General features: G+C 59.6%; 9 protein-coding genes. 5 read left to right on the top strand and 4 right to left on the bottom strand.

What is annotated here, in order from left to right:
- Window positions 1-8 precede the first annotated feature (8 nt).
- On the top strand, window positions 9-1,034 hold the full coding sequence (locus tag G0Q00_RS10190; RefSeq protein WP_163038974.1) for an AbrB family transcriptional regulator: 1,026 nt from the start codon (window positions 9-11) through the stop codon (window positions 1,032-1,034).
- A gap of 99 nt (window positions 1,035-1,133) precedes the next feature.
- Window positions 1,134-1,982 (top strand): hypothetical protein, encoded by an 849-nt coding sequence (locus G0Q00_RS10185; RefSeq protein ID WP_163038972.1) that lies wholly within the window; start codon window positions 1,134-1,136, stop codon window positions 1,980-1,982.
- A 69-nt stretch (window positions 1,983-2,051) separates the two neighbouring features.
- On the opposite strand, the gene G0Q00_RS10180 is transcribed toward G0Q00_RS10185, so the two are convergent.
- The 4 genes from G0Q00_RS10180 to G0Q00_RS10165 form a co-directional block, all read right to left on the bottom strand.
- Complete coding sequence (locus G0Q00_RS10180) at window positions 2,052-5,258, bottom strand: efflux RND transporter permease subunit (protein ID WP_163038970.1); 3,207 nt, start codon at window positions 5,256-5,258, stop codon at window positions 2,052-2,054.
- On the bottom strand, window positions 5,251-6,228 hold the full coding sequence (locus G0Q00_RS10175; protein WP_163038968.1) for an efflux RND transporter periplasmic adaptor subunit: 978 nt from the start codon (window positions 6,226-6,228) through the stop codon (window positions 5,251-5,253). Before G0Q00_RS10175 ends, G0Q00_RS10180 begins: the two co-directional genes overlap by 8 nt.
- Before the next feature lie 453 nt (window positions 6,229-6,681).
- Entirely contained in the window at window positions 6,682-7,761 is a 1,080-nt protein-coding gene (locus G0Q00_RS10170; protein WP_163038966.1) for a Hint domain-containing protein, read from the bottom strand.
- A gap of 223 nt (window positions 7,762-7,984) precedes the next feature.
- Entirely contained in the window at window positions 7,985-8,521 is a 537-nt protein-coding gene (locus G0Q00_RS10165; protein WP_163040354.1) for a helix-turn-helix domain-containing protein, read from the bottom strand.
- A 268-nt stretch (window positions 8,522-8,789) separates the two neighbouring features.
- Here G0Q00_RS10165 and lpdA point away from each other — a divergent pair, with 268 nt between their 5' ends.
- The 3 genes from lpdA to G0Q00_RS10150 are packed head-to-tail and all read left to right on the top strand — an operon-like array spanning window position 8,790 to window position 12,518.
- Window positions 8,790-10,166 carry a dihydrolipoyl dehydrogenase gene (gene lpdA / locus G0Q00_RS10160; RefSeq protein WP_163038964.1) on the top strand — a complete coding sequence of 459 codons (1,377 nt, stop codon included), beginning with the start codon at window positions 8,790-8,792 and terminating at the stop codon, window positions 10,164-10,166.
- 10 nt (window positions 10,167-10,176) lie between these two features.
- Window positions 10,177-11,121 carry a lipoyl synthase gene (lipA, locus tag G0Q00_RS10155; protein ID WP_163038962.1) on the top strand — a complete coding sequence of 315 codons (945 nt, stop codon included), beginning with the start codon at window positions 10,177-10,179 and terminating at the stop codon, window positions 11,119-11,121.
- A gap of 26 nt (window positions 11,122-11,147) precedes the next feature.
- On the top strand, window positions 11,148-12,518 hold the full coding sequence (locus G0Q00_RS10150) for a sodium:alanine symporter family protein (RefSeq protein ID WP_163038960.1): 1,371 nt from the start codon (window positions 11,148-11,150) through the stop codon (window positions 12,516-12,518).
- Window positions 12,519-12,542: the final 24 nt, after the last annotated feature.

The following is a 12,542-nucleotide window of genomic DNA, read 5'->3' as shown; positions in this document are numbered from 1 at the left end:
CTAACGGCATGTCGCGTGCTTTGACCTTTCTTATCGCCGGTGCGGGCAGTCTGGGGTTCTTCATCCTCGGGCTGCCTTTGCCGTTTTTGCTTGGACCGATGTTCGCCTGCCTGATTGCCGCTCTTGCGGGGATGCAGTTGAAAGGCGCGGGACAGTTTGGCATCTTCATGCGGACGTTTCTTGGGGTCGCGGTCGGCAGCTCGATCACGCCCGAGCTGCTGGGCCGCATGCCCGAAATCGCAAGCTCCTTGGCCTTCGTACCGCTGTTCATCGCAACCATTGCCGTGGTGGGCTACCCCTTGCTGCGTCATGTCTTTGGACTGGACCCCGTCACCTCATGGTACAGCGCCATGCCTGGCGGGCTTCAGGACATGCTGATTTTTGGCGAGGAAGCCGGAGGAGACCCGCGTGCGCTGTCCCTGATCCACGCGACCCGCGTTGTTGTTCTGGTAAGTTGCGCCCCAGTCCTGATGCAGTTTGTGTGGGGACTGGATCTCAGCGTCGCACCGGGGCAGCCAATATCGTCCATATCACCCTCGCAGATTGCAATCATGGTCGCGGCGGGTCTGTTCGGATGGAAGTTTTTCGAACGGATCGGCCTGTTTGGCGCGTCTATTCTGGGGCCGATGATTGTGGCTACCGCACTGTCCTTGGCTGGCGTGATCGAGGCCCGCCCTCCGGCCGAGATTATCCAAGCCGCGCAGTTCTTCATCGGCATCGCCGTGGGCGTGAAATATGTCGGTATCACTAGTCGCGAAATCCGCGTGAATGTCGTGGCCGGGGTTCTCTATTCCGTGCTGCTTGGCGTGATCTCGTTCGGGTTCTTTATCGTCATCACCCGCCTAGAGCTTGCCCCGTCGCTGGATGCCCTACTGGCCTTCCTTCCCGGTGGTCAGGCCGAGATGGTGGTCATTGCAATCATTGCAGGGTCGGATCTGGCCTATGTCGTGACGCACCATATCCTGAGGATTGTGATCGTCGTGCTGTTCGCACCTGTCATCGGGCGCCGATTTCCCCGGCGGCGAAGTAACTGACAAGACGCGAGTTCAGCAGTAAGATACGACAATCCCCGCCTTTTGCTGCACACTGACCTAAGGGTGATATAATTGGGAAGTTGTCGAGGGAGAGGGACCATGTCAGAGCGAACAAAAACCACCGACGCGATGCGTTGGATGCTTCTTGTGGCTGCGGTGCTGGTCACCGTGATTGGGGCGCCGTTGTTCCTGTTTCCCGACAAAACCGCCTTTCTGTTTTCTTGGACCGTGAACCCGCCTTTGACCGCGGCCTTTCTGGGCGGCGCGTATCTGGCCGCTGGCGTGATCGAGTTCCGCGCCTCTCAGGACACCTCATGGGACAGCGCACGGATCGCGGTGCCTGCGGTCTGGATCTTCACAACCATGACTCTGATCGCCACGCTGCTTCACATCGATAAGTTCCACCTCGGCGCAGATTTCGCCCCATTCACCCAGTTTGTCACATGGGTTTGGCTGGCCGTTTATGGGTCGGTGCCGATAGTGATGGGGGCTTTGTGGTTACTTCAGTTGCGCCAATCACACGCGGATGGCCCACGTGCGAACCCGATGGCTGGGTGGATGCGGGTCGCGCTTTGGGGGCAAGCCGCAGTGCTGCTGTCACTGGGGATTGGTTTGTTCCTCGCCCCAGGGGATACGAAAGCCTTGTGGCCATGGGCCTTAAGCGCGCTGACCGCGCGGGCGGTGGGCGCGTGGATGATCGGGATCGGGGCACTTTCCGCGCATATGGCCTTGGAAGGGGATAATCAGCGGGTCGGACATGCCAATGCGGCCGTGATCGTCTTCTGTGTGCTGGAGCTACTGGCCGTCGTGCGGCTCTCCACAGATAAGGCTTCAGATGGTGAGTTCATTATCGATTGGAGCAATGTGCGTATCTGGCTGTTCATCGCCGCTCTTGTCGTGATGCTCGCAATTGCCGTTGCGGGCTGGAGGGCGCGAACGCGCAGATGACATGCTAAACGCAGACGCGGCCCCAAAATTTTGGGGCCGCGTCGTGTTTGTGAGTGCGCGCCGGTCAGCTTAGGTCCGGAACACGCGGTAGATCGCGGGTATCACCAGAACCGTCAGCAAGGTCGAGCTGAGCAAACCAAAGAGCAGCGATAGGGCAAGCCCTTGGAAGATCGGGTCGGCCAAAATCACCGCCGCACCAATCATCGCCGCAACTGCGGTCAGAAGGATCGGCTTGAAGCGGATGGCGCCTGCCTCGATCAGGGTTTCCACCTTGTCCTTCGCGGGATCGGCATGCCGGATGAAGTCCACCAGCAGGATCGAATTGCGCACGATGATGCCCGCAAGCGCGATGAAGCCAATCATCGACGGGGCCGAGAACGGTGCGTTGAACAACCAGTGCCCACCCATGATCCCTACGAATGTCAGCGGGATGGGCGTCAGGATCACCAGCGGCAGTTTGAACGAGCCAAACTGCATAACCACAAGGATGTAGATCCCCAGCAGGGCCACGGCAAAGGCAGCCCCCATGTCGCGGAAGGTGACCCAAGTGACTTCCCATTCGCCGTCCCACAGCAGGGTGACGATGCTTTCATCTTCGGGTTGGCCGTTCATGCGGATTTCGGGCTTTGTGCCGTCTTCCCACTCCATCGCGTCCAACTGCTCGGCCACGGCGATCATGCCATAGACCGGAGCCTCGAACGCGCCGGCAACTTCGGCGGTGACCATTTCGGCCGTGCGTCCGTTGTGCCGGAAGATCGGGTACGAGGCCTTTTCTTCGGTGATCTCGATCACGTCGCCAAGTTCGACCACGCCACGGGCGCCGGGCAGGGCGTTCGCGGGAATAGGCGTGGACAGGAAGCGTTCGTCCAGCACCCGGTCCGCCTTGTCGCGTTCCACGATGATAGGAACCGGATAACGGCCCTCACCCCGATGCGAATACCCAACAGTCTGCCCGTGGTTCAAAAGCGCGAGTGTCGAGAAGACGTCCTGCTCCTGCACGCCAAAGAACTCCAGCTGGTCCTGCGAGATCGTGATGCGCAGACGGCGTGGTTGTTCGCCAAAGCTGTCATCGACATCGACGACGAAGGGTATGCTGTCAAACGCGGCACGGATCTTGCTGGCAGCCTCGCGCCGGGTCTCAGCGTCAGGTCCATAGACTTCGGCCAGCAGGGTCGCCATGACTGGCGGGCCGGGGGGCGGCTCGACCGTTTTGATGTTGGTGCCTGCGGGCAGATCCAACTGGTTCACCCGTTCACGCAGCTCCAGCGCAATCTCGTGGCTGGTGCGCTCGCGATGTTCCTTATGGTCCAGCAGGATTTGCACATCGCCAAGATGCGGCTGTGTGCGCAGGTAATAGTGCCGGACCAAGCCGTTGAAGTTGAAGGGAGCGGATGCCCCGGCATGAGTCTGCGCCGACACAACTTCGTGCATCTGCAGGGCTTCGCGCGCCACGGCTTGCACCACGGCGTCCGTCGCCTCGATCGACGAGCCTTCGGGCAGATCGACAACCACTGACAGCTCGGACTTGTTGTCGAAGGGCAGCAGTTTGACCGTCACGTCCTTGGTGTAGATCAACGCCAGCGACCCGAACGAGATCACAGCGGCGACCAGCAGGAAGGTCAGGCTGATGGCCTTGGTCTTCAGCAAAGGCCGCGCGACCGAGGCGTAGATCCGCCCCAGAACGCCACCGTGATGTCCTTCCTCATCGTGATCATGCGCAGGCGCCTTGCCTGCGATCTTGATCATCAGCCACGGCGTGATGATCACCGCCACGAAGAACGAAAAGATCATCGCGGCCGAGGCGTTGGCTGGGATTGGGCTCATGTACGGTCCCATCAGGCCCGAGACGAACAGCATCGGCAATAGCGCGGCCACAACGGTCAGGGTCGCGACAATGGTTGGGTTGCCCACTTCGGCAACGGCGCGAATGGCCTTGGTCACGCGGTCCGCTTTGTCTTGCATGCCCCAATGGCGGGCGATGTTTTCGATGACCACGATCGCGTCATCCACAAGGATCCCGATCGAGAAGATCAGCGCGAACAGCGACACCCGGTTCAGCGTGTAGCCCATGACCCACGCGGCAAAAAGCGTCAGCAGGATGGTGACCGGGATCACCACAGCAACCACGATGGATTCGCGCCAGCCGATGGTGAACAGCACCAGCGCCACGATCGAGACCGTCGCCAGCCCCAAGTGGAACAGAAGCTCGTTCGCTTTCTCGTCTGCCGTTTCCCCATAGTCGCGGGTGACGTCGATCTGAACCGTGTCGGGGATCAGGTCGTGTTCCAGCATGTGGACACGGTGCAGGATTTCCTCGGCCACGACCACGGCGTTGGCGCCCGCGCGTTTGGCAACGGCCAGCGTGACGGCAGGGGTGCGGATGATCTCTCCGTCTTCACCGCGCGTGACATTGGCAACGATCTTGTCCGATGTATCCGGCACGAAGCTGACATTGGCCACGTCACGGACGTAAACCGGGCGGTTGTCGCGCGTGGTCAGAAGCAGGTTTGCCACATCGGAAGACGCCTGCAGCGTCTGGCCCGTCGCCAGCATCACCTGCTGCCCGCCGTCGCGGATATACCCGGTGTTGAACGCGCGGTTTGCGCCTTGGACCTTGCCGACCAGCTGCTGCAAGGTCACGCCATACAGTGCCAGACGCTCGGGATCCGGGGCGATGCGGATCGCCTCGGGGCTTTCGCCAACCAGATAGGTCAGGCCCACGTCTTGGATCTTGGCAACCTCGACCTGCAGTTTGCGGGCAATCCGCGTCAGATCGTTCGCGGTGGTCAGGTCCGCTGCTGGCTTGGGTGTCAGCGTCAGAGATACAATGGCCACGTCGTCGATTCCGCGTCCGACGATCAGGGGCTCGTTGATCCCGACCGGGATGCGGTCCATATTCGCGCGCACCTTGTCATGCACCCGCAAGATCGCGGTATCTGCCGAGGTGCCGACCAAAAAACGCGCCATCACGAGCGCATAGTCGTCACTGGTCTGCGAATAGACATGTTCGACACCGTTGATGCCCTGCACGATGCTTTCCATCGGCTCGGTCACCAGCTTGGCGGCGTCTTCTGCCTTCAGACCCGGTGCCTGGATATGGATATCCACCATCGGGACCGAGATTTGCGGCTCTTCTTCCCGAGGCAAGCTGATCAGCGCCACAAGGCCGACGGCAAGGGCCGCCAAAATCATCAAGGGGGTTAGAGCCGAGCGGATGAACGCTTTGGTCAATCCGCCTGCAATGCCCAGTGGGGTCGTGTGTGGTTGATCACTCATGGCTGGGTACCACCTGCTCGCCTGCGGTCAAACCCGACAGGATTTCAATCATGTCGGCGCCATCCATCTGGCGCGCGCTGCCAGTGACAACGGTACGGTGCGTTTCAGCGCCATCCGTCGACAGGACGGTAACGAAATCCAACCCCATGCGGGTCGAGACCGAGCCAGCGGGCACCAGCAAAACGGTCGATTTGCCAACCGGCAGACGCACCAGAACGCGCGCATCTACGAAGTCAGTCTCCATTCCTGCGAATTCCACATCGACAATCACGCGGCCGTTTTCGATCTGAGGGTAGAGCTTGGCCAGAACGCCGGTGGTCTCGCCCTCGTCGCCGCCAACGCGGATTTCCGCGCCCTCTTCAAGGTAGGCGGCGTGACGTTCAGGCACGGCAAGGCGCAGAAAGAAACCACCACCACCGATCTCGGCGATGCTTTCACCGGGCATGACGACAGAACCTTCGGTCAGAGGGACCTGAAGCACAGAGCCGCCGATCGGCGCCAACACAGCCCCTTCCGCTTCGCGCTGTTCAAGAACACTGCGTTCGGCCTGCGCGGTCCCAATCTGTCCGGTGATCACATCCACCCGCGTGCGCAGCTGATCTAGCTGCTGAGCCGTGGCGACCCCGCGTTTCAGCAAGTCTTCACCGCGCTGGAGATCGGCCGTTGCCGTGTCTAGCTGAGATGCCAAAGACGTCAGCGTCGCATCAATCGCGTTTAGCTGCAGGGTCAGTTTTTCGTCCGTGATGCTGGCGATTTGCTGGCCTTTCTCGACCGTGGACCCCTCAGAGACGTTAATCGAAATGATCGTCCCCCCAAGGCGCGACCGCGCTTGTACACGGTCACGTGCTTCGATTCGGCCAAAGACGGCTTTCCATTCTGTGACGTCAACATTCTTTGCGACGAAGGGCCCTTCGGCCATGGTCACAAATGGGAACAAGGCGACCAATAGGGGCAAAACAATTTTACGCATCGCAATCTCCTTTGCGGTAGGTGGCCCAAACCATGTCCGTTGCTGACGGGGTCAACACGTCCAGTGTCAGAGCGTGTTATGACACTAGACGGATTGCCCTGACGTGAACTTGATCAGGATCATACATTCCAGTTAATGAATGTGTTTAGCAGATGCAAGGGGTGATGATGGGAAACGGGCAGGTCACCGCGACAGACGCCAATAGGCACGCGATCAAAGCTTTGTGCTTTGTATCCGGGTTTTGGAAAAGCTTGGGGCGACATCGCCCACGTACTGGCGGTGCTGCAATGCATGAAGCCCGCAACCGAGGCGCGGGCTTCAAACTATTTTCGGATCAGGCCGATGCGATAAGTGCAGCCTCGTGGCGCTTTGCAACGCGGGGGGCGACCGAATCTTGGCCGCACCGTTTCTCACTGTTGAAAGTCTGCGCTTTTGCAGGAGTTTTACGAAAATTCAGCTCGCCAGAGGCACATGCTGGGAACTTGCAGAAATTCGGTGTGTGTGTTGGAAACCCTTACGCAACGCCTCGGAAAGCACTGCGCCCTCATATGCCTTCAACACAGTCGCTGCGGTTTCGTCATTCCACATTTCGGCGTGGTCTTCCCGCGGGAACTTTGCTTCGATCTCGGCCAGAGCGTCATCCGATAGCATGGTCTGCGCTTGGTTCCCAAGGAACAGGCTTTCCGCTGGGGCGCCATTGGCGATCAGTACGTCATGCTTGTCCAGCAGGATGTGGAAATACTCGACTTCGGCTGGGCGTTTCTTGCCCTTGGCAAGATCGCCAAAGTCCAGATGCTTCGCGGCGACCAGTACTTCAGGTACGCCAAACAGTGTTTCGGCTAGGTAGCCCTGGATCAGAACACGGTGCTGAGGCGAGACCCAAAGGTCAGTGGTGGGTGTGCCGTTGCCAAGCGCACCAGCCGGGATGCACACCGGGCGTGCGCTAGGGGTCAACATTAAGTCTACCAACGAGAATGTACGCGACCCGATCCATTTAATTGTTGCGGTCTTCCCAGATTCGAGCGCGACGCGGTCCCCGTTCGCCAAACTTTCGACAGCAACGAATCCAGAACTGGTTCTGATCAATGTCCCATTGCAAAAGCAAACAGGAGTCGGATCGGTATCAAGAGCATCAAGCGAGATGTTCCCGTTTCCGAATTGAGCCCAAGTCGCCGCAGAAATGGAACCGTCGGGAGAAAAGACAAGCTTAAGCGGTGTCGGGAACCCTACGACCTCGATCTTCACAACAGTCGTGCCCTGAACGGAAGTCGGGACCTTGCCGTCGACCGGAAGTTCTCCTGCGCCCTCCAAAATAAATTCGTATGCAACACCATCAATGACAACCATGGTATCGGGATCAGAGAGGCCACCATTTGCGTCCAGAATAAGATCACCCGAGGCATCTTCTGTGCCATCCAGATCGCCGTCAGAGATGAAATAGAAAGTGTAGTCGACGCCGGTGTCTAGATTCAGAACATTGTTGCCCGCAGTAAATTTATTTTCGCGGCCTTCATAAATTTGACTTTGTGCCATTCGAAATCTCCAGCTGACCTGTCCATTGTTCCGAGACATGTCTCGGCAATCTATAGCAGGCCAAATTCATGAACCAAGTTCTAAGTTTTTCGCAAATGAATCGCGAAACTTGTCGGTAGGTAAGAATAAATTATGGCGCCTTTGAGGCGTTGCACCTGACATATGAGCCACAATCGTTGCCAGAGCACAAGTGGTAACAATCTGCATCGCATGAGGAGTTGTGCTACAGTCCCAGCGACACCCACAGCACCTTCGCATCTTCATCGCTGGTCGAAATCAACCCATGCCCCATCCGCGCGTCGTAATAGACGGAATCGCCGGGGCCCAGATGCAGTGGGCGGTAATGCTCTGTCACCAAAGTCAATTCACCTGACAGGACGAACATGAACTCTTCACCATTGTGGCGTACCCAGTCGTCATATTCCGAGACTTCGCGTGCGGTGACGGTCGAAATGTAAGGCACCATGCTTTTCGAGGTCAGCTCATTACACAGAAGTTCATGGGTGTAGGTCGGGGTCTTCTTGATCTCGCCTTGGCCTGCGCGGGTATAGTCGCGGCGGCCCGAGATGTCCGTTTTCGCGGATTGCAGGAACAGCTGTGGGGTCTCAAGCTCCAGCGTCTGCATCAGACGACGGATGATGTCGAAGCTTGGCCGGGTCTGGTTGTTTTCGATCTTAGACAGGGTCGAACGGCCGATCCCGGCGGCCCGTGCTGTGTCTTCCAGCGTCAGACCTTTTGCCTTCCGGGCCTCTCGAATCATAAGGCCCATGGCCTCGCCGTCCGGCGCGTCCGCAGGTTCGTTTCCCGCTTGCGATGCAGTATTCGGATCGGTCTCCAAGCTCACCTCCCGTCAATTTTCCTTTATTCCCTCACAGCTTAGTAATTGCTCGTGAAGCTGTCAAAGTATCCTACTGCACACAAATGTTGCAATTTCCCCAAAAGTTTCCTAAGAGAAACAAGAAATCCCGAATAGGAAACTATTCCACAAAATGCGCATTAATGAATGTGAACGGGAAGCGGAGGAACACATGTTTGACCTGATCGTGATCGGAGCAGGCCCCGGTGGCTATGTCGCTGCCATTCGTGCCGCACAGCTGGGCCTGAAGGTTGCATGTGTTGAAGGGCGTGGTTCGCTGGGCGGAACATGCTTGAACGTGGGCTGCATTCCGTCGAAGGCGCTTCTGACCTCCTCGGGAAAATATGCCGAACTGTCGCACCTGGCCGCACACGGGATCGCGGTTGAAGGCGCTTCTCTGGATTTGGGTGCCATGATGGCGCGTAAAGATAAGGTCGTCGGTGATCTGACCAAAGGCATCGCGTTCCTGTTCAAGAAGAACGGGGTTGAGCTGATCGAGGGTTGGGCGACCATTCCCGCCGCAGGTCAGGTCAAGGTGGGCGACATCGTTCACGAGACCAAGAACATCCTGATCGCAACCGGCTCCGAACCGACCCCGCTGCCGGGTGTCGAGATTGACGAGGCAGATGTGCTCAGCTCGACCGGCGCGCTGGCGCTGGATGCGGTGCCTGAACATCTGGTGGTGATTGGGGCCGGTGTCATCGGTCTGGAATTGGGTCAGGTCTGGGCGCGACTGGGCGCCAAAGTGACCGTGGTGGAATATCTCGACCGCATCCTGCCGGGCATTGATGGCGAGATCGCCAAGCTGGCGCAGCGCGCCCTGTCCAAGCGCGGGCTGAAGTTTCAGCTGGGCCGTGCCGTGAAAGCCGTTGAGGCGGGCGAGGGCGGTCTGTCCCTGACCGTCGAGCGTGTCGGCAAAGACACTGTGGACACGATCGAGGCCGACAAGGTTCTGGTGGCCATTGGTCGCCGCCCCGTCACCCGTGGACTGGGGCTTGAGGCGCTGGGCGTTGAGGTCAACGAACGCGGTTTTATCCCGGTGGATGGCAGCTTCCAAAGCTCGGCCCCCGGCATCTATGCCATTGGCGACTGTGTGCCCGGCCCGATGCTGGCGCATAAAGCGGAAGAGGACGGCGTGGCCTGTGTTGAAGGTCTGGCCGGTCTTCAGGGCCATGTGGACTACGACAAGGTTCCGGGCGTGGTTTACACCGATCCCGAGGTCGCCTCGGTCGGGGCAACCGAAGAAGCGCTGAAAGACGCGGGCACCGACTATATCAGCGGCAAGTTTACCTTCATGGCGAACTCGCGCGCGCGCTCGACCGGGGAAACCGACGGTGCGGTCAAGGTTTTGGCCTCGCCTGACGGCGTGCTGCTGGGGGCGCATATTTGCGGTGCCCATGGCGGCGATCTGATTGCTGAACTGGTCTTGGCGATGGCGAAGGCGGCGACGCTCACGGACGTGGCGGCCAGCTGCCACGCGCACCCCTCGATGGCTGAAGCCGTGAAAGAAGCCTGTCTGGACGCGCTTGGCCGCGCCATTCACGCGTAAGGGGGCGGCGATGAACCAGATCCCTCGCCTGCGTCACCCGGAAAAGGCCCACAAGCCCGACAGCGCGATCCCGCGCAAACCCAGCTGGATTCGCAAAAAGAAGATCGAAAGCGCCGAGTATTACGAGACACGTCGCCTGATGCGGGACCATGATCTGGTCACGGTTTGTGAAGAGGCCGCGTGCCCCAATGTAGGTGAATGCTGGTCCAAGCGTCACGCGACCATGATGATCATGGGCGAGATCTGTACCCGTGGGTGTAGCTTCTGCAACGTGTCGACCGGTCGCCCGGATGCGCTGGACGCGTTTGAACCGGGCCGCGTGGCGGCAGCGGTGAAGAAGCTGGGGCTGCGTCACGTGGTGATCACCTCGGTCGACCGGGACGATCTGGCTGATGGCGGGGCAGGGCATATCGCCCAGACGATCCGCGCCGTGCGTCATCAGAACCCCGGCACAACGGTCGAAGTTCTGACCCCGGATTTTCTGGGCAAGGGCGACGCGGCAGACGAAGTATTCGAGGCTGCACCCGACGTCTTCAATCACAATCTGGAAACTGTGCCGCGGCTGTATCCGACCGTGCGCCCCGGCGCGCGCTACTACCAGTCGCTGCGCCTTCTGGACGACGCCAAGCGCGCCAACCCCGGTATTTTCACCAAGTCCGGCCTGATGGTCGGTCTGGGCGAGACGATGGCCGAGGTGAAACAGGTCATGGATGACCTGCGCGCCGCCAGTGTCGATTTCCTGACCGTCGGGCAGTATCTGCAGCCCACTGCAAAACATCACAAGATCGACCGGTTCTGGACACCGGAAGAGTTCGAAAGCCTGGAGCAAGCCGCCCGCGCCAAGGGGTTCCTTGGGGTCTCGGCCACGCCGCTGACGCGGTCGTCGTTCCATGCTGACGAAGATTTCGTGGCCCTCAATCAAGCACGCGAAGCGGCGCTTGCAGCACGGGCCTGACTGAAGACGCTAAGGGGAGGAAAACCATGGAAGCGTTGTCAAATTTTGTAGGCTGGATCAACGGGATCGTCTGGGGGCCACTGATGTTGGTCCTGATCCTGGGGGTCGGCCTGTTCCTTCAGGTCGGCTTGAAGCTGATGCCGATCCTGAAGATCGGTAAAGGGTTTTCACTGCTGTGGAGCGGTCGCACCGCCCATGGTGACGGGCAGATTACGCCGTTTCAGGCGCTCATGACCTCGCTGTCGGCCACGATCGGCACCGGTAACATCGCCGGCGTTGCGACCGCCGTGTTCCTGGGTGGCCCCGGCGCGCTGTTCTGGATGTGGATGACCGCGCTTGTGGGTATGGCCACCAAATACGCCGAGGCCGTCTGCGCGGTGAAATACCGCGAGCAGGACGAGCTGGGCAACTACGTCGGTGGTCCGATGTATTACATCAAGAACGGGTTGGGCAAAGGCTGGTACTGGCTGGCTCCGGCGTTTGCAGGCTTTGGTGCCATCGCCGCCTTCGGCATCGGCAACACGGTGCAGGCGAATGGTGTGGCCGACGTGCTGAACACCAATTTCGGCATTCCGGAAATCGGCACGGGCGTTGTCCTGATGATCCTGACCGGTGGCGTTGTGCTGGGTGGTATTACCCGCATCGGTGCCGTGGCTGAAAAACTGGTGCCGCTGATGGCTGTGTCCTACATCCTGATCGGCCTTCTGGTTCTGCTTCTGAACGCTGGTGAGCTGGGCAACGCTCTGTCGCTGGTCTTCACCCACGCCTTCACCCCCTCGGCCGCCGAAGGTGGTTTTGCGGGCGCCGCCGTCTGGGCCGCGATCCGCTTCGGTGTGGCACGTGGCGTGTTCTCGAACGAAGCTGGTCTGGGCTCTGCGCCCATCGCCCACGCCGCAGCCGAAACTGCCGGTCCGGTGAACCAAGGCCTGATTGCCATGCTGGGAACCTTTATCGACACGATCATCGTCTGCTCGATCACCGGCCTGGCGATCATCGCTTCGGGTGCTTGGACCTCGGGTGAATCCGGTGCGGCTCTGACCTCGCTGGCATTCGAGACGACCCTGCCGGGCTTCGGCGGGTATCTGATCGCGATCTCGCTGTCGGTCTTCGCCTTTACCACCATCCTTGGCTGGTCCTATTATGGTGAAAAATGCGTCGAATTCTTTCTGGGGGTCAAATCTCTGGTACCGTTCCGCATCCTGTGGTGCATCGCGGTGCCGCTGGGCGCGACCGCCAACCTGGGCTTCATCTGGCTGCTGGCCGATACGCTGAACGCCATGATGGCGATCCCGAACCTGATCGCCTTGGCCCTGCTCAGCCCGGTTGTCTTCAAGGTGACGAAGGAATTCTTCGCCTCTGGTGGTGCGACCGAGCCGGATCAGACCCCGGCTGAATAAAGAAAAAGCCGGGGGGTGGATGCC

The organism is Aliiroseovarius sp. PrR006 (genome assembly GCF_010500215.1).
Taxonomy (GTDB): domain Bacteria; phylum Pseudomonadota; class Alphaproteobacteria; order Rhodobacterales; family Rhodobacteraceae; genus Aliiroseovarius.
This window is presented reverse-complemented; position numbering and strand designations above follow the sequence as displayed.

Bases quoted from the DNA above. Each gene is read 5' to 3' on its own strand.
- G0Q00_RS10190 (WP_163038974.1), top strand. From the start codon at position 9: ATGTCGCGTGCTTTGACCTTTCTTATCGCCGGTGCGGGCAGTCTGGGG.
- G0Q00_RS10185 (WP_163038972.1), top strand. From the start codon at position 1,134: ATGTCAGAGCGAACAAAAACCACCGACGCGATGCGTTGGATGCTTCTT.
- G0Q00_RS10180 (WP_163038970.1), bottom strand. From the start codon at position 5,258: ATGAGTGATCAACCACACACGACCCCACTGGGCATTGCAGGCGGATTG.
- G0Q00_RS10175 (WP_163038968.1), bottom strand. From the start codon at position 6,228: ATGCGTAAAATTGTTTTGCCCCTATTGGTCGCCTTGTTCCCATTTGTG.
- G0Q00_RS10170 (WP_163038966.1), bottom strand. From the start codon at position 7,761: ATGGCACAAAGTCAAATTTATGAAGGCCGCGAAAATAAATTTACTGCG.
- G0Q00_RS10165 (WP_163040354.1), bottom strand. From the start codon at position 8,521: ATGATTCGAGAGGCCCGGAAGGCAAAAGGTCTGACGCTGGAAGACACA.
- lpdA (WP_163038964.1), top strand. From the start codon at position 8,790: ATGTTTGACCTGATCGTGATCGGAGCAGGCCCCGGTGGCTATGTCGCT.
- lipA (WP_163038962.1), top strand. From the start codon at position 10,177: ATGAACCAGATCCCTCGCCTGCGTCACCCGGAAAAGGCCCACAAGCCC.
- G0Q00_RS10150 (WP_163038960.1), top strand. From the start codon at position 11,148: ATGGAAGCGTTGTCAAATTTTGTAGGCTGGATCAACGGGATCGTCTGG.